This is a genomic window from Pseudomonas sp. 14P_5.3_Bac1 (genome assembly GCF_025466135.1).
Classification (GTDB): domain Bacteria; phylum Pseudomonadota; class Gammaproteobacteria; order Pseudomonadales; family Pseudomonadaceae; genus Aquipseudomonas.
In genome coordinates this window covers 26309-51325 of record NZ_JANLOF010000002.1, presented here as the reverse complement: position 1 = coordinate 51325, position 25017 = coordinate 26309, and the positions used below count along the sequence as shown (strand labels likewise).

Annotated in this window: 20 protein-coding genes and 4 tRNA genes; 9 read left to right on the top strand and 15 right to left on the bottom strand. The window is 60.3% G+C overall.

Features of this window, described 5'->3' with window-relative positions; translation table 11 throughout:
• Positions 1 to 14 precede the first annotated feature (14 nt).
• From NTD89_RS00520 to NTD89_RS00500, 5 genes are all read right to left on the bottom strand, one after another.
• Positions 15 to 839 (bottom strand): NAD-dependent epimerase/dehydratase family protein, encoded by an 825-nt coding sequence (locus NTD89_RS00520; RefSeq protein WP_145163752.1) that lies wholly within the window; start codon positions 837 to 839, stop codon positions 15 to 17.
• Positions 840 to 1036: 197 nt separating this feature from the next.
• Positions 1037 to 2299: an OprD family porin gene (locus NTD89_RS00515; RefSeq protein WP_145163754.1), complete on the bottom strand. Its 1263-nt coding sequence runs from the start codon at positions 2297 to 2299 to the stop codon at positions 1037 to 1039.
• A 261-nt stretch (positions 2300 to 2560) separates the two neighbouring features.
• The gene (gene copD / locus NTD89_RS00510) at positions 2561 to 3418 is read right to left on the bottom strand and encodes a copper homeostasis membrane protein CopD (protein ID WP_262206070.1); all 858 of its coding nucleotides are present in this window, start codon (positions 3416 to 3418) and stop codon (positions 2561 to 2563) included.
• 3 nt (positions 3419 to 3421) lie between these two features.
• Positions 3422 to 3787, bottom strand: coding sequence for a copper homeostasis periplasmic binding protein CopC (copC, locus tag NTD89_RS00505; protein ID WP_262206069.1), 366 nt, complete (start codon positions 3785 to 3787; stop codon positions 3422 to 3424).
• Positions 3788 to 3805: 18 nt separating this feature from the next.
• Complete coding sequence (locus tag NTD89_RS00500) at positions 3806 to 4249, bottom strand: GNAT family N-acetyltransferase (RefSeq protein WP_242199306.1); 444 nt, start codon at positions 4247 to 4249, stop codon at positions 3806 to 3808.
• A gap of 142 nt (positions 4250 to 4391) precedes the next feature.
• On the opposite strand from NTD89_RS00500, the gene NTD89_RS00495 reads away from it, so the two are divergent.
• Positions 4392 to 5012, top strand: a complete 621-nt coding sequence (locus tag NTD89_RS00495) for a TetR/AcrR family transcriptional regulator (protein WP_145163765.1) — start codon at positions 4392 to 4394, stop codon at positions 5010 to 5012.
• Between the two features lie 340 nt (positions 5013 to 5352).
• Here the strand turns inward: NTD89_RS00495 and preA are convergent, their stop codons facing one another.
• The 3 genes from preA to hydA form a co-directional block, all read right to left on the bottom strand.
• Positions 5353 to 6627 (bottom strand): NAD-dependent dihydropyrimidine dehydrogenase subunit PreA, encoded by a 1275-nt coding sequence (gene preA, locus NTD89_RS00490; RefSeq protein WP_262206068.1) that lies wholly within the window; start codon positions 6625 to 6627, stop codon positions 5353 to 5355.
• Positions 6627 to 7994, bottom strand: coding sequence for an NAD(P)-dependent oxidoreductase (locus NTD89_RS00485; RefSeq protein ID WP_262206067.1), 1368 nt, complete (start codon positions 7992 to 7994; stop codon positions 6627 to 6629). Before NTD89_RS00485 ends, preA begins: the two co-directional genes overlap by 1 nt.
• Positions 7995 to 8140: 146 nt before the next feature.
• Positions 8141 to 9580: a dihydropyrimidinase gene (hydA, locus tag NTD89_RS00480; RefSeq protein WP_262206066.1), complete on the bottom strand. Its 1440-nt coding sequence runs from the start codon at positions 9578 to 9580 to the stop codon at positions 8141 to 8143.
• A 589-nt stretch (positions 9581 to 10169) separates the two neighbouring features.
• Here hydA and NTD89_RS00475 point away from each other — a divergent pair.
• Together NTD89_RS00475 and NTD89_RS00470 are read left to right on the top strand one after the other, a co-directional pair.
• A complete protein-coding gene (locus NTD89_RS00475) occupies positions 10170 to 11657 on the top strand; it encodes an NCS1 family nucleobase:cation symporter-1 (protein WP_262206065.1) in 1488 nt (495 codons plus the stop codon).
• A gap of 179 nt (positions 11658 to 11836) precedes the next feature.
• The gene (locus NTD89_RS00470) at positions 11837 to 13120 is read left to right on the top strand and encodes a Zn-dependent hydrolase (RefSeq protein ID WP_262206063.1); all 1284 of its coding nucleotides are present in this window, start codon (positions 11837 to 11839) and stop codon (positions 13118 to 13120) included.
• Between the two features lie 124 nt (positions 13121 to 13244).
• Here NTD89_RS00470 and NTD89_RS00465 read toward each other — a convergent pair whose 3' ends face one another.
• The 4 genes from NTD89_RS00465 to NTD89_RS00450 all read right to left on the bottom strand — a co-directional run bounded on the left by NTD89_RS00465 (position 13245) and on the right by NTD89_RS00450 (position 19837).
• A complete protein-coding gene (locus NTD89_RS00465; RefSeq protein WP_262206062.1) occupies positions 13245 to 13703 on the bottom strand; it encodes an REP-associated tyrosine transposase in 459 nt (152 codons plus the stop codon).
• A 342-nt stretch (positions 13704 to 14045) separates the two neighbouring features.
• Positions 14046 to 15476, bottom strand: a complete 1431-nt coding sequence (locus NTD89_RS00460; protein WP_262206061.1) for an efflux transporter outer membrane subunit — start codon at positions 15474 to 15476, stop codon at positions 14046 to 14048.
• Complete coding sequence (locus NTD89_RS00455) at positions 15460 to 16626, bottom strand: efflux RND transporter periplasmic adaptor subunit (RefSeq protein WP_145163782.1); 1167 nt, start codon at positions 16624 to 16626, stop codon at positions 15460 to 15462. Before NTD89_RS00455 ends, NTD89_RS00460 begins: the two co-directional genes overlap by 17 nt.
• Positions 16616 to 19837, bottom strand: a complete 3222-nt coding sequence (locus NTD89_RS00450; RefSeq protein WP_262206058.1) for an efflux RND transporter permease subunit — start codon at positions 19835 to 19837, stop codon at positions 16616 to 16618. Before NTD89_RS00450 ends, NTD89_RS00455 begins: the two co-directional genes overlap by 11 nt.
• Before the next feature lie 226 nt (positions 19838 to 20063).
• Here NTD89_RS00450 and NTD89_RS00445 point away from each other — a divergent pair, with 226 nt between their 5' ends.
• On the top strand, positions 20064 to 20474 hold the full coding sequence (locus NTD89_RS00445) for a hypothetical protein (RefSeq protein ID WP_106578850.1): 411 nt from the start codon (positions 20064 to 20066) through the stop codon (positions 20472 to 20474).
• Here NTD89_RS00445 and NTD89_RS00440 read toward each other — a convergent pair.
• Entirely contained in the window at positions 20471 to 20632 is a 162-nt protein-coding gene (locus NTD89_RS00440; RefSeq protein WP_178119724.1) for a hypothetical protein, read from the bottom strand. The two genes, NTD89_RS00445 and NTD89_RS00440, sit on opposite strands and share 4 nt — an antisense overlap.
• 211 nt (positions 20633 to 20843) lie before the next feature.
• Here NTD89_RS00440 and NTD89_RS00435 point away from each other — a divergent pair, with 211 nt between their 5' ends.
• Positions 20844 to 21506, top strand: coding sequence for a peptidase C39 family protein (locus NTD89_RS00435; RefSeq protein ID WP_145163786.1), 663 nt, complete (start codon positions 20844 to 20846; stop codon positions 21504 to 21506).
• Positions 21507 to 21627: 121 nt separating this feature from the next.
• On the opposite strand, the gene pbpG is transcribed toward NTD89_RS00435, so the two are convergent.
• The gene (gene pbpG / locus NTD89_RS00430; RefSeq protein WP_145163788.1) at positions 21628 to 22551 is read right to left on the bottom strand and encodes a D-alanyl-D-alanine endopeptidase; all 924 of its coding nucleotides are present in this window, start codon (positions 22549 to 22551) and stop codon (positions 21628 to 21630) included.
• A gap of 407 nt (positions 22552 to 22958) precedes the next feature.
• Entirely contained in the window at positions 22959 to 23813 is an 855-nt protein-coding gene (folD, locus tag NTD89_RS00425) for a bifunctional methylenetetrahydrofolate dehydrogenase/methenyltetrahydrofolate cyclohydrolase FolD (protein WP_106578848.1), read from the bottom strand.
• 275 nt (positions 23814 to 24088) lie between these two features.
• Between folD and NTD89_RS00420 the strand changes: the two genes are divergently transcribed.
• From NTD89_RS00420 to NTD89_RS00405, 4 genes are all read left to right on the top strand, one after another.
• A tRNA-Arg gene (locus NTD89_RS00420) sits at positions 24089 to 24165 on the top strand.
• A 32-nt stretch (positions 24166 to 24197) separates the two neighbouring features.
• Positions 24198 to 24273 (top strand) — tRNA-His (locus tag NTD89_RS00415).
• 56 nt (positions 24274 to 24329) lie between these two features.
• Positions 24330 to 24414: transfer RNA gene (locus NTD89_RS00410), tRNA-Leu, on the top strand.
• Between the two features lie 77 nt (positions 24415 to 24491).
• Positions 24492 to 24567, top strand: a tRNA-His gene (locus NTD89_RS00405).
• Positions 24568 to 25017 lie beyond the last annotated feature (450 nt).

Below are 25017 nucleotides of genomic sequence, written 5' to 3'. Positions count from 1 at the left end.
CCTTGGGTGTGCAGTCAGTCACCGAACGGCCCCGCCGCGCAGAAGGCGCCGCCCTGATAGACCTTGGCCGGGTCATCGGCGGCGACCGGTGGCTGGGTTTCGACTTGCGCGCGGAACACTTCGGAGCTGTCCTTGGGGGTGAAACCCAAGTGTGCGGCGTAGCGGTTGTCCCACCAGGTATCGAGGTTATCCGACATGCCGTAGACCACCGTGTGACCGACGTTCGGCGTGTACAGCGCGCGTTCGAGCAACTGAGTGAGGTCGTCGAAGCTCAGCCAGGTGTGCATCATCCGGCGGTTTTGCGGTTCGGGGAACGAGGAGCCGATGCGGATGCTCACGGTCTCGATGCCGTAGCGGTCGAAGTAGAAACTCGCCATGTCTTCGCCATAGGACTTGGACAAACCGTAGTAACTGTCCGGGCGGCGAGGCGAGCGGGCGTCGAGGGTTTCGCCTTGCTTGTAGAAGCCGATCACGTGGTTGGAGCTGGCGAAGATCACACGCTTCACGCCGTGGCGGCGAGCGGCTTCGTAGATGTGGAACACGCCGCTGATATTGGCGCCGAGGACTTCTTCGAACGAGCGCTCCACTGAAACGCCCCCGAAGTGCAGGATGGCGTCGACGCCTTCCACCAGGTGGTGCACGGCTTGTTTATCGGCAAGGTCGCAGGGTTGCACTTCTTCGGATGCGTCGGCCGCCGGCGCCATGTTGGCGATGTCCGACAGGCGCAGGACTTGGGCGTAAGGGCGCAGGCGTTCGCGCAAGACTTTGCCCAGGCCGCCGGCAGCACCGGTGAGCAACAGGCGGTTGAATGGAACAGGCGTGGTGGTAGAGGTGGTCATGAGGGTTCCATTGTTGTTGTAGGTTGTCGTATGACTTGCCGAAAGTATCGTTAGGTCGTCCCTGGCTTGTCAACGCCCTTGCTGACGAGTGCGATCAAACGTGGGAACTGGCTTGCCTGCGATAGCAGTCTGTCAGTTGACAGATGTTTTGCTGATACACCGCTATCGCAGGCAAGCCAGCTCCCACATTCATCGCCTTACAGCAGCGAAATCGGATAGCTGATAAAAATCCGATTCTCATCAAATTCATTGTTGCTGAAGTCCCGACGCAGGGTCGAGTTCCTCCACCGCACGTTCAAGTCCCTCAGTGCGCCGCTCTGCACGGTGTAGGCCAGTTCCGATTCGCGCCCCCATTCCTTGCCGTCGGTGATCGCCCCGGTGTGCACATTACTGCCGCTGATATAGCGGTTCATCATGGTCAGCCCCGGAATGCCGAGCACCACAAAGTTGAAGTCATGGCGCACCTGCCAGGATTTTTCCTTGGCGTTATCGTAGCTGGCGTTGTAACTGTCGTTGGCGAGCGTGCCGCCGCTGGTGCCGTTGACCCGCATCCACAGGCTGTCACCGGTGAGTTTTTGCAGGCCGACATAAAACGTGTTGCCGTTGTAGCGCGCCGAGAGCAGGGCGGACACGGTCTTGTTGTCGAGGTCGCCGGCCAGGGCGCTGCCGTCTTCCTTGCCGGTGAAATAACCGAGGTTGGCGCCCAGGGTCCAGTTGCCTACCGGCTGGCTGTGGGTCAGGTTGAAATACTGCTGCTGGTAGATATCCGTCAGCTCGGCATACCAGACGCCCACCTGGGTGCGCTTGTCGTTGAAGCTGTACTCGCCGCCGCCAAAGTTGAAACGGTCGGAGGTGAACGCGGCTTTACCGTTCATGAACATGTCTTCCATGCTCGCGTCATTACGGGGGCTGTTACCGCGAAACTGCCCGCCGTAGAGCGTCAAGCCGGCAATTTCATTGGACGTGACCTGACCGCCGCGAAAGGTCTGGGGCAGCGAGCGGCCGTCGTCCGAACGCAGGATCGGCAGCACCGGCATCCATTCGCCGACTTTCAGTTCGGTCTTCGACAGTTTGGTTTTCAGGGCCACGCCCAGACGGCCGAAATTGTCAGCCGGCCGGCCGTCGCTGTGGATCGGCAGCAACTGAGTGCCCCCCGTGCCTTTGCCGCCATCGAGCTTTTGCGAATACAGGCCCAGCACGTCGAGCCCAAAGCCCACGGTGCCCTGGGTGAAGCCGGATTTGGCATCGAGGATGAAGTTTTGCGTCCACTCCTCGGCCTTGGCTTGCGGGTAAGTGGAGTTGGTGAAGTTGCGGTTGAAGTAGGCGTTGCGCAGGTTCAGCGAGGCTTTGGCGTCTTCGAGAAAACCATCGGCATGCGCGCTGAGGGGCAGGGTGAACGCCAGGCTGCCGAGACCGATAAGGCCGATACGCGAGGAGGAATTGCGGGCGAATTGACTCACAGAGAAGCTCCCTTTTTCTTTTGTTGTTTTTATTATTTGTTATACGTCGTCGTACAACATTGGGCGGGATATTTACGGGGTTTCCGTGGGGTGTCAAGCGGAAGTTGTACGATGACGTCGCGTGTGCCGATCAAAAGCGGGCTCGGTCAATGTGGGCGCTGGCTTGCCTGCGATGCAAACGCTTCGGTGTATCAGGTACACCGAGTGGATGCCATCGCAGGCAAGCCAGCGCCCACATGGATTGCATTTCAAAAGCGATGTTCAGTTGGCCATGACCATCGGCGGCAGTGTGCCCAGCAGCGAAACGGCGGCTACAGCTGAAACACCCAGTAACCATTCCAGCATGACGCTGGCCTTCAAACTGCCCTGGCGTTCTTCGCAGCGCTCAATGCGCAACCGGTTCAGTAACGCCAGCGCCAACATGCCCAGCACCAGCAGCACTTTGATCACAAGAATCAGCGCGAACCCGCTGAACAGCGGTGTGGGCCACAGTTGCCCGGTCAGTACGCGCACGTTGATCAAGCCCGTCACCAGCAACCCGGCGACCAGGCCATATCCCACGCCGCTGAAGCGTTTGAGAATCGGCTCCAGCGCATAGCCCTGCGGCCGCCTGAAGATCAGCACCAGCACGAGCAGCCCACCGAGCCAGGCGCCGACGCACACCAGGTGCACCACCTGGTTGAGGATCAGCAATTGCCCGCTCAACCCATTGAGCATGGCGCCGTGGCCGACCGGTGCCAGCGTTGCCAACAGCAGCGCAGTCAATGGCAGGCGCAGGGCCGGCCAGGGTTTGATCAGCGCGATTACCAGTAGCAGGTTCAGCAACAGATGCCAGACCCACACCTGGCCGAAAAAGGTTTTGCCCAGCACCAACTGCACGGTGGCCGGTTGCAAGGCCGCGTCCCAGCTGCCGGCCATGCTGGCGGTGATCAGCAGCAGCCAGGCCACGCCAGAGCCCAGCCCCAGCCAGGCCAGCGCGCGGGTGATGCGCAGCAGTTGCCGGTCCAGCGCCGGCTGCGGTTCAGCGCCCAATAGCCAGGGCCTGAACGCACAGGCCCCGAACATCAACAGCACGACGATGAAATGCAGGAAGCGGCACAGCACCAGCAGGGTCGCCATGGGTTATTGGCCGACCTTGAAGCTGTAACTGCCTTCACTCTTGTGGGTGTCCACGGACACGGCGTGCCATTCCACTTTGTAGGTACCGGCGGCCAGCGGTGCCGCCGGCGTAACCACCAGGACTTTCTTGTCGGCGCCCGGGGTTTCCAGGCCTTTGATCGCGACTTCGGTGCCGTCCTTGCTCAGGGACACTTTGGTGAACGTCGCTTCGACGCCTTCGGTGAAGGTCAGGCGCAGGTCAGCGGGCGCGGCGACGGAGCTGTCAGCCGCCGGTGTCGAACTCTTGAGGTGGGCATGGGCAAAGGCCGCCGAGGCGCCCAGCAAGGAGGCGAGCAGGGCGACGGTGGTCAGGGTTTTCTTGATCAACATTGTTCAATACCTTCAGGTTTAGAGAGTCGGTAAGGCCATGTGCAGCAAGGGAAAGGGTTTGCCTTCGCCATCCAGCGGCGAGCGCGCGACCTGGATGAAACCATAGTGCAGGTAGAAGCCCACGGCCTGCGGGTTTTGTTCGTTTACATCCACCGTCAGCGTGTCGTGGCGCGCGCGGGCGTGGTCGAGCAATTGGCGGCCGATGCCCTGGCCACGGCGATCGGGGTCGATAAACAGCATTTCTACATTGTGCCCGCCGGTGCCGATAAAACCGGCGATGCCGTTCTGGTCTTCATAGACCCAAACGTCGAGGGCCGGCATTGGCAGGTAAGCGTCGCGTACCAGCGGCAGTAAACGCTGGATGTCATCCTCGGGGAGGAAGTCATGGGTGGCCCGCACCGAGCGTTCCCACAGTGCTCCCAGCACAGGGTCGTCGGCGGCCACGCGAGGTCGGATAGTCATGGCAATGATCCTTCATGGGGATCGCGATCCTAACCAATCCGTTTTGCAGGGGAAAGGTTCGCGTAGAAGTTTCATTATGCCTTGTCGCCGCGATCTAGAGCCGATGGTAGTCTTGAGGCCATGTTGTTGTCGGGGAGCCCTTATGGGCAATCACAAGATCGGAATTCGGCGGGTCAACGTCGAAAAAATCCTGCTGGCGGCGGAGAAAATCTTCGCTGAAAAAGGCTACGGCAGCACCGCCATGGCTGACATCGCTGAAGAAGTGCAACTGCCACGCTCCAACCTGCATTACTACTTCACCACCAAAAGCGAACTGTACAGCGCGGTGTTGTTCGACCTGCTGGAGGTGTGGAAGCAGGACGCCCTGAGCTTTGAAACCTTTGATGATCCGCGGGTGGTGCTCAGCAGCTACATCCGCGCTAAGATGCAGCGCTCGCGTACGCGGCCGTATGGCTCGAAAGTTTGGGCCAACGAAATTATCCACGGCGCGCCGACGCTCGGTGAGGCGCTGGACGAAAGCCTGTACGACTGGGCCAAGATGAAAGAAGCGAAAATTCGCCAGTGGGTGGAGGACAAACGCATCCTGCCGGTGGAGCCGTCGAGCCTGCTGTACATGATCTGGGCATCGACCCAGCACTATGCCGACTTTGATCACCAAGTGAAGATTCTGAATGATCACCAGCCGTTGTCGGACATGCAGTTCGAGAAGGCGATTCAGACGGTGACCGCGGTGATTTTGCGCGGCATTGGGTTGGAGCCTTAAGCCTTGTGTGAAGGCTGAAGGCCCTATCGCAGGCAAGCCAGCTCCCACAGTTGACCGCATTTTGCCTGAAGGAATGCAGTGGGCTGTAAGGCGGTCCAGTTGGGTTGGAGCCTTGAGCTTGTGTGAGGGCTGATGTCCCTATCGCAGGCAAGCCAGCTCCCACAGTTGACCGCATTTTGCCTGAAGGAATGCAGTGGGCTGTAAGGCGGTCCAGTTGGGTTGGAGCCTTGAGCTTGTGTGAAGGCTGATGGCCCTATCGCAGGCAAGCCAGCTCCCACAGTTGAATATGTTCACCGATCAAATGTGGGAGCTGGCTTGCCTGCGATAGCGGTCTACAGGACTACACCGCCTCCCGATACGGATTACGTGGGTCCTGCGTCCAATTCAAAAACGGCTTGCCCGTGTCCATCGGCACCATCTCGATGCAATCGGCCACCGGGCAGGTGATCTGGCACAGATTGCAGCCCACGCACTCATCATCGATCACCTCGTATTTATGCGTGCCATCCACTTGCTTCAAGCTCGCGATAGCCTGGTGCGACGTGTCCTCACAGGCAATGTGGCAACGCCCACAGCCAATGCAGGCTTCCTGGTCAATCTTGGCGATCACCTGATAATTGATATCCAGGTACTTCCAATCGGTGGTATTGCCCACCGCGCGCCCGGAAAATTCCTGCAGGCTTTTGTAGCCTTGGCTGTCCATCCACCGCGACAGCCCGTCCTTCATCTCTTCCACAATCCGAAACCCATGCAACATGGCCGCCGTGCACACCTGCACCGCGCCGCAACCCAGCGCGACGAATTCCGCCGCGTCGCGCCAGTTGCCGATGCCGCCAATCCCGCAGATCGGCAGGCCTTGGGTCTGCGGGTCGCGGGCGATTTCTGCAACCATGTTCAACGCGATCGGCTTGACGGCCGAGCCGCAATACCCGCCATGGGTACTTTGGGTGCCGACCACCGGCAGGGCCACCATGCGCTCAAGGTCGACACTGGTGATGGAGTTGATGGTGTTGATCAGCGACACCGCGTCCGCACCGCCGCGATACGCCGCACGCGCCGCCATGCGGATGTCGGTGATATTTGGCGTGAGCTTGACGATCACCGGCAGCGAGCAATACGTCTTGCACCAGCGCGTCACCTGTTCCACGTACTCCGGCACCTGGCCGACCGCTGCGCCCATGCCCCGTTCGGGCATGCCGTGGGGGCAACCGAAGTTCAGCTCGATGCCGTCGCAGCCGGTGGCTTCCACCAGCGGCAGGATGTTTTTCCAGGACTCTTCAACACAGGGCACCATCAGCGACACAATCAGCGCGCGGTCCGGCCAGTCCTTTTTCACCTGGGTGATTTCGCGCAGGTTGATCTCCAGCGAGCGGTCGGTGATCAACTCGATATTGTTGATGCCCAATACCTCACGGTTGGCGCCGTAATGCGCGGAATAGCGTGACGACACGTTGACCGCCGCCGGGTCTTCACCGAGGGTTTTCCAGACCACGCCGCCCCAGCCGGCTTCAAAGGCGCGGACCACGTTGTAGGCCTTGTCGGTGGGCGGTGCGGAGGCCAGCCAGAACGGGTTGGGAGCTTTGATACCGGCGAACACAATCGAGAGATCGGCCATTACGCAGCCTCCACATTCAGCATGAGTTGGGCGTGCATGGCTTCAGCCGCCAGCTTGCCGTGTTGTACCGCCTGCACAGTGAGGTCCTGGCCGAGGCTGACGCAATCGCCGCCGGCGTACACCCCGGGAATGCTGGTGCGCAGGTGTTCGTCAACAAAGATGCGTTCGCCCACGCGGTGCAGTTGCTGGGCCAGCGGGTCGTGCAATGCCTCGGTGTCGAAGCCCTGGCCGATGGCTTTGAAAATCGCATCGGCTGCCAGTTCGAAGGTCTCGCCGGTAGGGTGCAGGCGGCCGTTGTCCATGCGTGTGCGAGCGAAGCGCATGCCGCGCACGTGGCCTTGATCATCCAGCAACACTTCTTCGGGTTGGGCCCAGGTCAGCAGGCGCACCTGATTGGCCTTGGCGATGTCCTGCTCATGGTGGGTGGCGCCCATGTCCGCCAAGCCACGGCGGTACACCAGGTTCACATCGCGGGCGCCGAGGCGGGCCATTTGCACGGCCATGTCGATGGCGGTGTTGCCCGCGCCAAGCACGATGCAGCGGTCGGCCAGCGGCAGTTGGCTAAGGTCATCGGCCTGGCGCAGTTCGCGGATGTAGTCGGTGGCGGCAAGCAGGCCCGGAGCGTCCTCGTGTGGCAGGCCGAGCTGTTTGCTGGCGGCGAGGCCGAGGCCAAGAAACACGGAGTCGAATTGCTGGTGCAGTTCGCTTAAGGTCAGGTTGTCACCCAGGCGCTGGCCGTGGCGGATTTCGATGCCGCCAATCTCGAGCAGGAAATCCAGCTCCTTCTGGGCAAAGTCATCCACCAGTTTGTACTTGGCGATCCCGTATTCATTCAGGCCGCCGGCCTTTTCTCGCGCTTCGAAAATCACCACATCATGGCCGTGCAGGGCGGCGCGATGGGCACAGGCCAACCCCGCAGGCCCGGCGCCGACCACGGCGATGCGCTTGCCGGTCGGGGCGGCGCGCTGGAAGGGGTGTTCGCTGAAATGCGCGTTGTCGATGGCGTAGCGTTGCAATAGCCCGATCAGCACCGGCGCGCATTCTTCGGCGTTGTTACGCACGCAGGCTTGCTGGCACAGAATTTCGGTGGGGCAAACCCGTGCGCAGCTGCCGCCGAGGATGTTGGCCGAAAGAATCTTCTGCGCGGCGCCCTGGACGTTTTCAGTGTGGATATTGCGGATGAACGACGGGATGTCGATTTCACTGGGGCATGCATTTACGCATGGCGCGTCGTAGCAATACAGGCAGCGCGACGCTTCAAGTGCAGCCTGGCGGGCATTGAGGGGCGGCGCCAGGTCGGTGAAATGGCTGGCGAGTGTCGGCCCATCTTCATGGGGATGGGGGAGGTGGGTCAGGGTCTGGATCACGGTATTGGCCTCACGGTTTTTTGCCTCTGGCGGGCATTGATTTTTTTGTCGCTTGGACTGGCCTCATCGCAGGCAAGCCAGCTCCCACAGTTGAATTGTGTGAACCCGATCAAATGTGGGAGCGGGCTTGCCCGCGATTGGCGGTATCAGCGTTTCACAGCTACAGGTCTGGAATGCTCCGCCCGCTTGCTCAACTGCTCAAACACCGACGGATACGCCGGGCGTTCTACATACCGCCCGGCACCGCGTTCGGCGCGCAGGTCGCCATCGGCCCAGACCAGCTTGCCCTGGCTGATGGTGTGGCTCGGCACGCCGCGTACGGTCTTGCCTTCGAAGATGTTGAAATCGACTTTCTGATGGTGGGTCTTGGCCGAAATCGTCCGTGTGCCCTCGGGGTCCCACAGCACCAAGTCAGCATCGGCACCCACGCGAATCGCACCTTTGCGTGGGTAAAGATTGAAGATCTTCGCGGTGTTGGTGGAGGTCAGCGCAACAAACTCCTGCATCGACAGACGCCCGGTGTTGACGCCTTCGTGCCACAGCAACGCCATGCGGTCTTCGATACCGGCAGTGCCGTTGGGGATTTTGCTGAAATCGTCACGGCCGGCGGCTTTTTGCTCGGCGCAGAAGCAGCAATGGTCGGTGGCGGTGGTGTGCAGGTTGCCCGATTGCAGGCCGTGCCACAGCGCCTCCTGATGCCCGCGCGGGCGGAAGGGCGGGCTCATCACGTAGCCGGCGGCGGTCTGCCAGTCAGGGTGTTGGTAAACGCTGTCGTCGAGCAGCAGGTGGCCGGCGAGCACTTCGCCATACACCGCCTGGCCCTTGCCACGGGCGTAGGTGATTTCATCCAGCGCCTCCTTGGTCGATACGTGCACCAGGTACAGCGGCGTGCCGATGGTTTCGGCGATACGAATCGCACGGCTGGCGGCCTCGCCTTCGACCTGGGACGGGCGCGACAGCGGGTGCGCTTCCGGCCCGGTGATGCCCTGGGCCATCAGCTTGCGTTGCAGGTGATACACCAGCTCACCGTTTTCTGCGTGCACCGTCGGCACTGCGCCGAGTTCCAGGCAGCGCTCAAAGCTGGCGACCAGGGTGTCATCAGCCGCCATGATCGCGTTCTTGTAGGCCATGAAATGCTTGAAGCTGTTGATGCCATGGTGGCTGACCAGCTCGGCCATTTCCTCGCGCACCTGCTCGCTCCACCAAGTGATCGCCACGTGAAAGCCGTAGTCGCAGGCAGACTTTTGCGCCCAGCCGCGCCACTGGTGGAAAGCTTCCATCAAGGATTGCTGCGGGTTGGGAATCACAAAGTCGATGATCGAGGTGGTACCGCCCGCCAGACCTGCCGCGGTGCCACTGAAAAAGTCTTCACTGGCCACAGTGCCCATGAAGGGCAATTGCATGTGCGTATGCGGATCGATGCCGCCGGGCATCAAGTATTGGCCACTGCCATCGAGTATTTCAGTGCCGGCGGGAGTATCCAGATCCGTGCCAATAGCGCGAATTAGACCGCCTGCGCAAAACACATCGGCGCGGTAACTTTCATCATGGGTAATAACGGTGGCGCCACGGATCAACAGCGACATGTCGAGTTCCTCACAGGCTTGACCGGCTTGTGCCAGTTCTAAGTGTTGTAATGCTGCTTGCCGATGATCAATTAAATCCTGTCATCGGTGACAGGAATAGAAACTAGCCCGAGTTTTTCGAATGAGCAAGAAGATTTTTTATAAGCTTATATATAATTTAAGTAATTGATTTATATAGATAAAAATATGAATTCACCAAAATGTGGCGGCCGTTCACCATTTTGACGCACTTGACAGGTTCTCAATGTGAGCAACATTTCTTATTGCAAATCAGACGCTTGAGATATGCCCCTTGACGGCGACAGGAAATAAAAATAATTGTGTTGCACCAGATTGAGTCCTGACAGTTCGGCAACTTCGCATTATTTAGCCTGAGTGATGCGGCACGTTCCGAAGGCGCAATCGGAAAGCTGATTAACATCAGCACGTTATATAAGCGGTGCGGGTTCAAGGTGGCAGGTCGGCACGGTTATTGAGTGCAGTGGCGGCTGGCCGGACCCGTGATGTCATGTTGTTTACGAGGTACTCCGGCCACCCTGCGCTCAGCGTTGGATGAGCAACAATAATTCGAAAAAACCGTGGAGCGGCCATGCAACAGAACAGATCGCAAGTCATTGAACGCAACGGCCTGTACGAACTCGACGCCGGCGCCGACGTCCTCGACAGCCCCCGCTACAACCACGACATGGCACCGACCAAGGTGCACGAACGCACCTGGAACAAGTGGCACATCACCGCGCTGTGGGTCGGCATGTCGATCTGCGTGCCCACTTACACGCTCGGCGGGGTGCTCACCGCCTACTTTGGCTTGTCGGTGGGCGAGGCGCTGATGGCGATTTTGCTGGCCAATATCGTGGTGCTGATCCCGCTGACCCTCAACGCGTTTCCCGGCACCAAGTACGGCATTCCGTTTCCCGTCTTGTTGCGTTCGTCGTTTGGCATCCTCGGCTCCAACGTGCCGTGCCTGATTCGCGCGCTGGTGGCGTGCGGCTGGTTTGGCATTCAGACAATGTTCGGCGGGCTGGCGATTCACCTGTTTCTGGGCTCGATCTTCGAGGGCTGGAAATCCCTTGGCGGTACGGGTGAAGTCATCGGCTTCATGATTTTCTGGTGCCTGAACCTGTGGGTAGTGCTGCGCGGCGCCGAGTCGATCAAACGCCTCGAAACCCTGTCTGCGCCGCTGCTGGTGGCCGTGGGGATCGGCCTGCTGGTGTGGGCGATGCCGAATGTGTCAATCAGCGAGCTGATGGCGATTCCACCCAAGCGCCCCGAAGGCGCGAGCCTCACCGGTTACTTCATGGCGGGGCTCACGGCGATGGTGGGTTTCTGGGCGACGTTGTCGCTGAATATTCCCGACTTCAGCCGCTACGCCAAAAGTCAGAAGGACCAGATTCTCGGGCAGATTTTCGGCCTGCCGCTGACCATGTTTCTGTTCGCGGCCCTTGGCGTGATCATGACCGCCGCGTCAGTGAAACTGGTGGGCGTCAGCGTCTCCGACCCGGTGACCTTGATCGGGCACATCCAAAGCCCGGTGTGGGTGGCCATCGCGATGCTGCTGATCATCATCGCCACCTTGTCCACCAACACCGCGGCGAACATCGTCTCACCGACCAACGACTTCCAGAACATCGCGCCCAAGCTGATCAACCGCACCACTGCGGTGATCCTCACTGGCCTGGTGGGGCTTGCGTTGATGGCCCACGAACTGTTGAAAAAACTCGGGCTGATCGTCTCGGACGTGAGCCTGGAAACCGTGTATTCGAACTGGTTGCTGGGCTATTCAAGCCTGCTGGGGCCGATCGCCGGGATCATGGTGGTGGACTACTTCATCACCCGCAAACAGCAACTCGACCTGGCCGGTCTGTACCGTGACGACGTGTACCCGGCGTGGAACTGGAGCGGTTTTATCGCCTTCGGCGTGCCGGTGGTGCTGACCCTGCTGTCGCTGGGCAGTGATGCGTTCAGCTGGTTCTACAGCTATGGCTGGTTTACCGGATCGGCGCTGGGCGGCGTTCTGTATTACGGGTTGAATGCCAAGCGCAGAGCCTTGCCGCTCGCAGTAAAAACACCCCTGTAAAAGGTTGAAATGCAATCCAAATGTGGGAGCGGGCTTGCCCGCGAATGCGGTCTTCCAGCCGACATTTGCCGCGACTGACACGGCCCCTTCGCGAGCAAGCCCGCTCCCACATTTCAGACCCCATTTCCAACCGTTGGAATCGCGTCAATTCATAAGAAATGTAGCCTGAGGAGATCCCCATGAACGCTGCCATCGACGTTCTGCAATCCACCCATCAGCACATCAACCGCGACCGCTTGTGGCAGTCGCTGATGGACCTGGCCAAATTCGGCGCCACACCCAAGGGCGGCGTGTGCCGACTGGCCCTCACCGACCTTGACCGCAAAGCCCGTGACCTGTTTGTGCAGTGGTGCGAGGAAGCCGGTTGCACCGTGACCATCGACGCCATCGGCAACATCTTCGCCCGTCGCCCGGGTCGCAATCCCGACTTGCCGCCAGTGATGACGGGCAGCCATATCGACACCCAGCCCACGGGTGGCAAGTTCGACGGTTGCTTCGGCGTGTTGGCGGGCGTGGAAGTGCTGCGCACCCTCAATGACCTCAAGATCGAAACCGAAGCACCGCTGGAAGTGGTGGTGTGGACCAACGAAGAAGGCTCGCGCTTTCCGCCGTGCATGATGGGCTCTGGCGTGTTTGCCGAGAAATTTACCCTGGCCGAGACCTTGGCCAAGGTGGATGTGGAGGGCGTGAGCGTGGGTGATGCGCTTAATGCAATTGGCTATGCGGGCACGCGGCCGGTCAGTGGGCATAAGGTCGGGGCTTACTTCGAGGCGCATATTGAACAAGGGCCGATTCTTGAGGATGAAAAGAAAACCATCGGCGTGGTGTTGGGGGCTCTGGGGCAAAAGTGGTTCGACCTGAAACTGCGCGGTGTTGAGGCGCATGCGGGGCCGACGCCGATGCACTTGCGCAAAGATGCGTTAGTGGGCGCGGCGGCCGTGGTGGCGGCGGTGAATGCGGCGGCGCTGGGGCATCAGCCGCATGCGTGTGGCACTGTCGGGTGCCTGCAGGCTTATCCTGGATCGCGCAACGTCATCCCCGGTGAAGTGCGCATGACCCTGGACTTCCGTCACCTGGAGCCGGCACGCCTGGATTCGATGATTGCCCAGGTGCGCAAGGTGATCGACGAAACCTGTGCCAAGCATGGGCTGACGTTTGAGCTGGAACCCACCGCCGATTTCCCGCCGCTGTATTTCGATAAAGGCTGCGTGGACGCTGTGCGGGATGCGGCGAATGGGCTGGGGCTGTCGAACATGGACATCGTCAGCGGGGCAGGGCACGACGCGATTTTCGTCGCCGAACTCGGCCCGGCCGGGATGATCTTTGTGCCGTGCGAAGGCGGCATCAGCCACAACGAAATCGAGAATGCCGCACCGGATGACCTGGCGGCGGGGTGTGCGGTGTTGTTGAGGGCGATGGTGGCCGCTTCGGCAGCGATCGCCAGCGGCAAACTCGCTGCCTGACAGGCGGTTGAAAAATGTGGGAGGGGCTTGCCCCCGATGGCAGTGGGTCATTTAGCTGAGCTGGCTCTGATACACCGCGATCGGGGGCAAGCCCCCTCCCACATTTGAACGGGTTTGCTGGATGCTAGACCCAAATTGCGTCCCATAACGGGTAGTCGCCAATCCGCTTCACCAACCCGGCCCGCAGTGGATTGGCCACCACATACCTGGCCATCTTCACCACGTCATCCTCCTTGCGCAGCGCGCGGTCATGGAAACTTTCCTGCCAGAGCCTTCCCTTGCGCCCACTTGCGCCATTGACCGACCGCGTGCTCTTGGATTTCACATGCCGCATCAAGTCTGCCAGCGAGCCTTTTTGCAGTTCGATAATCCAGTGGAAATGGTCCGGCATGATCACCCACGCCAGGGAGTTGGCGAGCCCTCGGTATTGGGCCAGCCGAAATTGCCAAACCACCAGGCGACCCAGGTGGAAGTTGCTAAAGATGGGAAGACGTTCGTGAGTGTTGGTGGTGATGAGGTAGATGCGGCTGGGTTCGCTGAAGCGTCCAATGCGCAGGCGGTGTGAAGCGGGTAAGTCAGGCATTCCTTGGCCTCTCTCTGGATGGGTGTTGAGAGGCTAGATCGGGTAATCCAGGAGTGATCGACAGGCTTTTGGCAGGATGTGTCTGGAGGGCCGCCATCGGGGGCAAGCCCCCTCCCACATTGGATCTGAGGTGTTCATACATTTTGTGTCTGGCGCAGGCCCATTGTGAGAGGGCAAGCCCCCTCCCAAATTGGATCTGAGGTGTTCACACATTGTGTGTCTGGCGCAGAACCCCTGTGGGAGGGGGCTTGCCCCCGATAGCGGTGTATCAGATACAAATAAGCCTTATGGCACACCACCATCGAGGGCAAGCCCCCTCTCACATCTGGAACCGAGCTGAACCTACGAGCGATCTGAGGCGCCCGGTTGCCATCCACCGCCGAGCGCCGTCACCAACCCCACACTCGCCTGCAACTGCCGCGTCTGCACCGCCTGCAACGTCCTCTGTGCCTGCAACGCCGCTGTCTGCGCCGTCACCACATCCAGGTAACTCACGGCTCCCGCCTGATAGCTGTTCATCGCCAGTGACTGCGTATGCTCTGCCGCATCCGCCGCCGCTTGTTCGTCCTGCGCTTCCTGCTGCAAATCCCTTAGCTGCGCCAGGTTGTCTTCCACCTCGCGCACGGCTTTGAGCACATGGCTGCGGTATTGCGCCGACGCCTCTTCAAACTCGGCTTTGGCCTGACGTTCATTGGCACTCAAGCGTCCGCCATCAAAGATCGGCAAGTTCACCAACGGCCCCAGCGCCCAGTAGCGGTTACCGGCGGACAGCAGGTTGCCAACCCCCTGAGTTTGCCCGCCAATCAACCCGGTCAAGCTGAAGTCCGGGTACCACGCGGCCTTCGCCACGCCGATGTTGGCATTGGCGGCAAACACTCGGCGTTCCGCCGCCGCGATGTCTGGGCGCCGTTGCAACAGGTGGCTGGGCAACTGCGATGGAATCCCTGGCAGCGCAATCAATTGCTGGCTGGGCGGCAAGCTGAAGTTACTGGCCGCCACACCCACCAATTCGCCAATCGCGTGTTCGGTCAGGTTGCGTTGCCCGCGCACTTCGTCCAGTTGCGCCTTGGCTTCGGCCAGTTGGTTTTGCGCACGGGTGAGGTCCAGCTCCGAGGCAATCTGGCCTTCGTAACGGCTGCGCGTGAGTTGCAATGCCTGGCTGAAATCGTCCAGTGAGCTGTTCAGAATCCGGCTCTGCGCATCCAGCCCGTTGAGCTGCACATACAGCGTCGCCAACTGGTGCTGCAGGCTCAGGCGCGCCACCGCCAAATCATCGCCGGATGCTTGCGCCTGGGCATCGCCGGCCGCGACCTGGTTGCGAATCTTGCCCCACAGGTCCAGGTCGTAGCTCAGCGAGAAGCCCGCCGTATTGCTGTTGTACACCGACGGCTGCGTATCCCCGCGCAGTGGTCGTGTGTCCGATTGCCGCTGGCGCAGCGGCTGCGCACTGGCAGTAATTTGCGGGAACAACCCGGCGTGCAACTGGCTGGCATACGCCTGGGACGCATCGAAATGCGCCAACGCCGCCGCCAGATCCGGGTTGGCCTTGAGCAGTTGCTGTTGCAGGTCGGTCAGGCGCGGGTCGTTGTAGAGCTTCCACCACTCGGGCGCCAGTTGGTCGGACGGCTGCGCGCTGTGCCACGGGCCATCGCTGGTCTGTTCGCGATAGCCGGCCGGCAGGTCCACCGACGGCACCTGGTAGGTGGGCGCCATCGAGCAGCCCTGCAACAGCAGCAGCATCAACGCCGCCAGGGGTTTAAGCCTTGGGCGCATGCGCACCTCCGGCGTCGGCCAGTTGCACGGGGTCGCCTTCGCGCAGGGCATCGGGCGGGTTGTCGACTACGCGGTCGGCGGGTTTCAAACCTTGGTCGATCACCAGCCGTTCGCCCAGGTCGAGGCCGATGTGGATGCCTTGCAGGTGCACGTGATTTTGCGCGTCCAGCACCGCAACCTGAGTACCTTGGGCGCGGAAGATCAGTGCGCTGGCCGGGATGCTCACGCCGTGGGTATCCGCCGGAATGGGCAGCGTGGCTTCGGCGTAATCACCGGGCAGCAATTCGCCGTTGGGGTTGTCGGCGACGAACTGCGCAAGCAGGGTGCCGGAGCGGCGGTCGATGGCCGTGGAGTCGCCGATCAGGCGCGCCTTGAAGTGCTCGCCGGGATGCTCGGGCACCGTCAGCTCGGCTTCTAACCCTGGATGAATCACGGCTGCATAGTTCTGCGGCACGGGCACGTAAAGTCTGAGTTGATGGGTATCGGCAATGTTGAACAGCTCCGGGTCGCTGTCGGTATCAGCCTTGATCAACTGGCCAATATCGGTATTGCGCGCGGTGATGGTGCCGGCGAACGGCGCGCGGATGGTCTTGTAGCTTTCCAGTGCCGACAGGCGTGCGTAGTCGGCGGCGGCCGCCTCGGCATTGGCTTTGGCGGCGGCAGCGTTGGAGGTTTTTTCATCGGCCTCCTGACGCGACACCGAATGGCTGGCCAACAGGTTCTGCCAGCGCGTGGCGGTGGTTTCGGCCAGGCGCGCGTTGGCTTGCTCCTGCACCAGCCGCGCGTGGGTCTGCGCCATTTGCTGGTCGAGGTCGGGGCTGTCGATTTCGGCGAGCACTTGCCCGGCTTTGACCTGAGTGCCGATGTCGGCTTTCCAGTCCTTCAAGTAGCCGCTGACGCGTGCGTGGATCGGCGCCTTGCTCCACGCCTCCAGGTGCGCGGGCAGGCGCAAGGTGTCGCCGGCCACGTTTTGTTTGGGCTGGAACACCATCACTTGCGGGATGGCGGCGGTTTCGGTCCAGGCACTCACCGATTGTTCGTGCATCGTGCGGGCGTGCAGGCCGTTGGCGACCAACAGGGCGGCCAGTGTCAGGCCGCCGACACCCATGAGCATCAGACGCTTGCGCGAGGGTTTGTGATCAGACGACATGTGAAGTTTCTCCAGCAGCAGCGCGAGTAGGGTGACGACCGTGGACCAGGCTGAAGACCACGGGTACAAAAAACAGGGTGGCGACGGTGGCGAAGATCAAGCCGCCGATCACCGCCCGGCCAAGGGGCGAGTTCTGCTCTTCGGACAACGCCAGCGGCAACATGCCGATGATCATCGCCAGAGCCGTCATGCACACTGGCCGAAAGCGCGTGTAACCGGCCTCCATCGCGGCCTTCAACGCATCGCCATGTTCGGCCAGGCGTTCACGGCAGAAGCTCACCACCAGGATCGAGTTAGCGGTGGCCACGCCCATGCACAGGATGGCCCCGGTCAACGCCGGCACCGACAGCGAGGTGCCGCTGAGGAACAGCATCCACACGATGCCCGCCAGCGCGGCCGGCAAGGCGGTGATGATCACGAACGGGTCGGCCCACGACTGGAAGTTGACCACGATCAGCAAGTAGATCAGCACCACGGCGCCAAGCAGGCCGAAGCTCAAACCACTGAAGGCCTCGTGCAGCGCATCGATCTGCCCATGCAGGCTGATCACCGCGCCTTTGGGGCGCATGGAGGCGGTGTCATCCAGCACTTTTTGCACATCGCGCGCCACGCCGCCGAGGTCGCGGCCTTGCACGTTGGCATACAGGTCCAGGGTGGGTTCGATGTTGTAGTGGGTCACCACTGCCGGGCTTTGCACGCGTTCGATGGTGGCTACGCCGCCGAGAATTTGTGACTGGCCATCGGCCCCGGTGACCGGCAAGGCTTCCAGTGACGGCAGGCTGTCGAGGCGGTATTGCGGCGTTGCCGCCACGATGGAGTACGACACGCCGTTGGCCGGGTTGAGCCAGAAGGTCGGCGCGGTTTGCGAGCTGCCGGCGAGGGAGGCGACCATGCTGTTGGTCACGTCACGCTCGGTGATGCCCAGGCCATTGGCGCGCATGCGGTCGACGTTAACTTGCAGCGACGGGTAGCCGGTGGACTGCTGGATGCGCAGGTCGGCGATGCCCGGAATGTGCGACAGCCGACGTTCGAGTTCCACCGCGTAGGTGCGGTTTTCTTCATCGCTGCGCCCGGAGATTTTCACGTCCAGCGGGGCCGGTGCGCCGAAGTTGAGGATCTGGCTGCTGATGTCCGCCGGCAGGAACGCGAAGTGGCTGCCGGGGAAGCTTTCCGGCAAGGCTTCACGCAGTTTTTTCACGTAGTCGGCGGTGGGCGCGTGGTCCTTTTTCAGCGTGACCTGGATGTCGCCATCCTGCGGGCCGATGGTGCCGCTGCTGCTGTAGGCCATGTCGATGCCGCTGAGCGGAATGCCGATGTTGTCGACGATGGTGTCGAGTTCTTCGGCGGGTATCACTTCGCGAATCCGCGCTTCAATCCGGTCGAAGGCGGCGGCGCTTTCTTCAATCCGCGTGCCCAGCGGCAGGCGCACGTGAAGGGCGAGGGCGCCGGCGTCGGTGGCCGGGAAGAAGTCCTGGCCCAGGCTGGGCAGCAGCAGGAAAGAGGCAAGCACGCAGGCCAGGAAGCCGACGATAAAGCGCTTGCGGTTGCCCAACGCGAGAATCAGCAAGCCGTGGTAAGTGTCGCGAATATTCGAGAAGTGGCGCTCGAAGCCTTGCTGAAAATTGAGCACCGATTGCAGCACGGCGTTGCGCGGTTTTTTGTGCTGATCGCCTTCGTGGTGGTTGATGAATGCATCTTCGGGGTGATGCCCTGCGCCTTGTTCCGGTGTGTGCGGCTTGAGCAGGAACATCGCCAGGGTCGGCACCAGGGTGCGCGAAAGGATGAACGAGCTGGCCATGGCGAAAATCACCGCCAGCGCCATCGGCCGGAACAGATAGCCGGCGATGCCTTGCAGCAGGAACATCGGCACGAACACGATGCAGATACACAGCAGCGAGACGAACGCCGGGCCGACGATTTGTGCGGCGCCGTCGAGGATCGCGGTCTTCACCGCCTTGCCTTGTTCCAGGTGCCAGTTGATGTTTTCGATGGTAACCGTGGCGTCGTCCACCAGAATCCCCACCGCCAACGCCAGCCCGCCCAGGGTCATGACGTTGAGGGTTTGCCCGGTGACCGCCAGCAGCGCGATCGCCGACAGCACGGCCAAGGGAATCGACGCGGCGATGATCAGCGTCGAACGCCAGCTGCCGAGGAACAGCAGGATCATCGCACTGGTCAGCAGCGCGGCGATGATGCCTTCCTGGGCCACGCTGCCCACCGATTGCTTGACGAACACCGAGGCGTCGCCCAGCAGCGAGGTCTTCAGCGACGGCGGCAGGGTTTCGTTGATGCGCGGCAACATCTGGCGGATGCCGTCGATGATCGACAAGGTCGAGATGCTGCCGTTTTTCAACGCCGGCATCAGCACCGCGCGGTGGCCGTCGACGCGCACGATGTTGGTCTGCGGCGGCGAACCGTCACGCACGTGCGCCACTTGGCCGATGGTGATCAGTGCGCCATCAACCGTCTTGATCGGCAGGTCGTTGAGTTCATCAATCGCCTTGGGGCTGTTGTTGAGCAGGATCGTGTATTCGTTGGGCCCGAGTTTGGCGGTGCCCACCGGGATGATCTGGTTCTGCAGCGCCAGGGCGTTGCCCACGTCCTGCGCCGACAAGCCTTTGGCCGCCAGGGCTTGCGGGTCGAGGTCGAGGGTGATCTGGCGCTGCTTGCCGCCCATTGGCGTGGGCATGGCCAGGCCGGGCAGGGCGCTCAGCGGCAGGCGAATGTTGTTCTGCACCAGGTCACGGATCTTGGCTTCCGAGAGGCTGGGGCTGGAGAACGCCATTTGCAGGATCGGCACCGTGGAGGCGCTGTAGTTGAGGATCAGCGGTGGCGTGATGCCCGGTGGCATCTGCTTGAGCACGGTTTGTGACACCGCGGTCACTTGCGCGTTGGCGGTGCGGATGTCGACCCCAGGCTGGAAGAAGATCTTGACGATGCCCATGCCGGGCAGCGATTGCGATTCGATGTGTTCGATGTCGTTGACGGTGGTGCTCAGGGAGCGTTCGTAGGTGTAGATCACCCGACCGGCCATGGCGTCCGGCGACAGGCCGTTGTACTGCCAGACCACCGCGACGACGGGGATGCCGATATCGGGGAAAACATCCGTAGGGGTTTTCAGGGCCGCCATCGGCCCGACGATACAGATGAATATGGCCAACACGATAAACGTGTACGGCTTTTGCAGTGCGGTCTTTACCAGCCCGAGCATGCGTGAACCTCCGAGGGAGCAGAATTGCAAACCCCGGCAGTCTTGCCCGACCCACCTAACACGCACCTTTCAGCCAGGTGAAGGAACATTTAGTTAACGGCTGAAGATCGTTTCATATGTATTCATTTGTTCTACAAAGGGCAGCTCTCCAAGCTTGTCTCCCATCGGACGCGACACATTTTGACGCCGTCCAACGTTTTTTTCTGATGTCCTTTGGAGCCCTGCCATGTCACTTAAACCATTGTTGTTGATTCCAGCCCTTGGTGCTGTTTTGTTGTTGTCGGCCTGCGCCGGCCCGATTCCCAAGGCTGACCCGAGCGAAGCCTGGATTGGTTTGAAAGAAGAGGCGCCGAATGACCTGATGGCCGAGCGTGTCGACGGCAAGCGTGTGGACGACGGGCGCTTTTTTGAGGTGACACCGGGTGACCATCGCCTGGATGTGACCTTATTCGAGGAGGAGGCAGGCGATGACAATCAGCAGGATTGCCAGGGCCGGGTCGAGTACAAGCATTTCCAGGCGGGTGAGCACTACACCCTGACTGAATCGAGCCTGGGCACCACCGTGCGTGCCGTCCTCAAGGACGGGCACGGCAAGGAAGTGGCAGCGACTCAAGACTTCAATTGCATGCCCGGCTAGGCGTGATGCACCGCGGCCTTCGGGTGTTTGGCCGGTGCAGCAGGTTTGACGTGGGGGTGATGATGCCGGCGAGTCACGCGCATGACCCCCCACAACATGGCGCTGGCTACCGCCAGCCAACCGCAGATCAACAGGAAAATCGTTGTTGCAAGGCTCATTCGGGCCTCCTTTCGCCCCGCAGGGGGCACACACAGTCTTCTCAATGGACAGTCTAGCTACCTGACGGTTGCCTGCTATTGACCAATGGTCGAGTCCATCCAACTTGTTTGCTCTATCCAGCGCATTTTACTGACGCCTCGGGCTATACCCGCCGTGCGGAGCATCCTATGATCAGGGCCCTTACCGGCAGTTGATCAAGAGAGTAAAAAATTGCGGTTACGGTCGAACGTTAAAACATCCTTGCTGCTGGCCTGCGCCCTGGGGCTCGCGGCCTGTTCCGGGCACCCGTCGAGGCTGGCGGGCCTGCCGGAGCGTGTCGAACTCAACGGCGTGCCGACCTTTCGCAGCGAGGCTTACCTGAGTGGCCCCTCGGCTTTAGCCAGCATGCTGTCGCAACAAGGCATTGTCATGACACCCGGCTTGCTGGATAAGCCCCTGCACTTGCCAGGCGGCGAGGCGGACCTGGAGCGCAACATGCAGGTGCTGGCGCGTGAATACGGGCTGATGGTGTATCCGCTGGACAACCAGCTGACGGCCGTGCTGGCGCAGGTGGCGGCGGGTTACCCGGTGATGGCGCGGATCAACCCGAGCTTTTGGTCCGGCACACGCTATGTCGTGGTGGTGGGGTTCAACCAACAGAAGAGCACGGTGCTGTTGCGCTCGGGCATGGACCGGCGTCTGGTGATGAGCTTCAGCGACTTTGAGTCAGCGTGGAAGAGCGCAGGCAACTGGGCCATCCTGACTCAGCGTCCGAGCCAACTGCCGGCGAATGTGGATGAGCAGCGCTGGCGGGCGGCGGCGAACGCGACCGCCCAAGCCGGCCAGGAGCAGGCGGCGGCGCAGGCGCTCAAGGTGTTGGCGCAAAGGAAGTAAAAATACGCTGAACCCCACGTGGGAGCGGGCTTGCTCGCGAAAGCCGAGTGTCAGTCGATACATTCATGACTGACCCACCGCCTTCGCGAGTAAGCCCGCTCCCACATCGGAACTGTGGTGCTTAGCGACGCACTTCTGCGGCGTTAGGGCGGTTCTTCAGGTTCTTGTCGGCCTTGTAGCGCAGCGCTACGTCCGGCACCGAACCGCTCTTGCCAGTCTCGACCCAGTTGCGAATACGACCGGCATCGGCAAAGTGGGTGAATTTGCCGAACGCATCCAGAATCACCAGCGACACTGGGCGGTTACTCATGCTGGTGACCAGCACCAGGCAGTGGCCAGCCTGATTGGTGAAGCCGGTTTTGGTTAGCTTGATGTCCCAATTGGCGCGGTTGATCAGGTGGTCAGTGTTGGAGAAACCCAGGGTGTAGTTGGGTTTGCGAAACGACACGGTCTTTTCCTTGGTGGTGCTCAACTGACTCAGCATCGGAAACTTGCGCGCATAGGCCAGCAGCTTGCTCAAGTCGCGCGCGGTGGACACGTTGTGAATCGACAGCCCGGTGGGTTCGACATAGTGCGTGCTGGTCATGCCCAGGGCCTTGGCCTTGGCGTTCATTGCGGCAATAAAGGCTGGGTAGCCGCCTGGGTAGTGGTGGGCAAGGCTGGCGGCGGCGCGGTTTTCCGAAGACATCAGGGCAATCAGCAGCATTTCCTTGCGCGGCATTTCGCTGCCGATTTTCACGCGCGAGAACACGCCTTTCATTTCTGGCGTGTCTTTGATGTTGATGTCGATGTATTCGTCCATGTTCTGCTTGGCTTCAAGCACGATCAGGCCGGTCATCAGTTTGCTGACGGAGGCGATGGGCACGACGACATCGGGGTTGCTGGAATAGATGACTTTGTTGGTCTGCAGGTCAACCAGCATGGCGCTGCCGGAAGCGATCTGCAGTTTGGAGGTGTCGCGCGGGGCCAAGGTGGTTTCGGCTGCGTGCGCGAAGGTGCCTGTAAATGCAAAAAATAGGCTGACAATAGAGAGACGAATTTTCACGCGGGTGAACTCGCTAAAAAGTAAGGAAATACCGTTCAGGAACGGGTTATATGACAAATGCCGTTACATTTTAGGAGTATGGATCAGAAAGCGATAGAGAGCCTTTAAAGAAAGGCTGTAAGCCGATGATTGGTCAGGGTTGTACCGATTTTTAGAAAAACCTGGTCATCGCGCCAGGTTTTGTTCAAGGCGGCTTAGGCCGACGGTTTTACCCGCGTGCGCCGGGTGAAGTTGCCCACATAGTCAGGGCAGGGTGCTTACAGGCAAATAGCCCACTTTCAGTGTTGTAAACGAGGCAGGCCAGGCGGGTAGCGCAGCCACCGGCAGGTACGACGCATCGTCGTAGGTTAATTGCGCCCAATAAAAAAGCCCCGCTGTCAGGCGGGGCTTTTCATGGCAGTCACTTATCAGTCGTGCAGTGTTTCTGCCGCGTACAAGGTGTTTTCAAGCAGGCATGCTCGAGTCATCGGGCCAACCCCGCCTGGCACTGGTGTAATCCAGCCGGCGCGGGGCAGGGCGGTTTCGTACACCACATCGCCGACGAGCTTGCCGTCTTCCTGGCGGTTGATGCCCACGTCGATGACGATGGCGCCTTCTTTGATCCACTCACCTTTGACCAGGCCGGGTTTGCCGGCAGCCACCACTACCAAGTCGGCGCGGCCGACATGGCCAGCGAGGTCTTTGGTGAAACGGTGAGTGACGGTCACGGTGCAGCCAGCCAGCAGCAACTCCATGGCCATCGGGCGACCGACAATGTTGGACGCGCCGACGACGACGGCATCGAGGCCGTACAGATCGACGCCGGTGCTTTCCAGCAGGGTCATGATGCCTTTCGGGGTGCACGGGCGCAGCAACGGGATACGCTGGGCCAGGCGGCCGACGTTATACGGGTGGAAACCGTCGACGTCTTTGTCGGGACGGATGCGCTCCAGCAGTTTGGAAGCATCCAGGTGCTCGGGCAGTGGCAGCTGCAGCAGGATGCCGTCGATGCCCGGGTCGTCATTGAGGCTGTCGATCAGGTCGGTCAGGGCCTGCTGGGTGGTGTCTTCCGGCAGGTCGTAGGCCTTGGAAATAAAGCCGACCTCTTCACAGTCTTTACGCTTGTGCGAGACATAAACCTGAGAGGCAGGATCGCTGCCGACCAGGATCACCGCGAGGCCAGGCGTGCGCAGGCCTTGCTGGCTACGCTCGGTGACTCGTTTGGCGATCTGCTGGCGCAGGCTGGCGGCGATTGATTTGCCGTCGATAAGTTGTGCAGTCATTACGCGTGATTAACCATCGAGAGGGGGAAGAAAAGTGCGCGCATTCTCGCATGCCAAGACGTGAGGGCAAAGGCGCTTGGTCTGCAAATTGCCCTAACCCCTTAAATAAAATGAATTTTTTTCAAAAAAGATTTGACGGGTTTCCGAGGCGTCTATACTATTCGTCGCACTTGTCGGGCACAGCCTAGCACTGGTTAAGAAGGTCGAGCACAATTGTTGTCGTGCAAGGCTGGAAGCACTTAGTTTGTAATCCTCCAAGAGTACAGATTAATCAGGCGCCCGTAGCTCAGCTGGATAGAGCATCCGCCTTCTAAGCGGATGGTCGCAGGTTCGAGTCCTGCCGGGTGCGCCATTAGGCAGCTTTGGCACAAGTAGCGCTATATGGTGGGCGTAGCTCAGTTGGTAGAGCACGGGATTGTGACTCCCGTTGTCGAGGGTTCGATCCCCTTCGTCCACCCCATATTTTAAAAGGCGCCAGATTAATCATCTGGCGCCTTTGCTTTAAGAGCTTCAAGCGCGGATGTGGTGGAATTGGTAGACACACTGGATTTAGGTTCCAGCGCCGCGAGGCGTAAGAGTTCGAGTCTCTTCATCCGCACCAATTAAAGCTTTGCACCGCCGTCAGGGGATGCGAGGTTCGACAAAGAAGATGTTTGAGTTCTTTGTTAATGCAATATGGTGGGCGTAGCTCAGTTGGTAGAGCACGGGATTGTGACTCCCGTTGTCGAGGGTTCGATCCCCTTCGTCCACCCCATATTCAGAAAAAGCGCCAGATCAATGATCTGGCGCTTTTTTTTGCGCCGAAAATTTCCATCTGCCACGAGCGGTGTCTTGACGCCAAGAAAAAGCAAGCATTCTCAATGCCTTGGCGTTAGAATCGTTGCCGGTTTTGAGCGTGTAGAACTGATTCTCGGCTATATCAGGGTCAGTGCAGCTATTTAATAGCGAATAACGGCGCAGTACCTGAAAAGGGCTGTGCCGTTTTTGTTTAAGTGTCTTGAGTTTCCAGGGTGGGGCGTTTCGTCGTATTTGTGTGTCTCGATGCTGCTGCCGCGCCCTTCGGCCTTGCACGCAAGGTCGGTCGCCAAGGGGGCGCATCTACGCTCTTCTATATATAGAAGGCTGATGCAGAGCCCTGGCGTGATGAGCTGTATTTGCTAACGGGATAAAGTGCATGCGTGCACTTGAACCTATAAATGGCCTG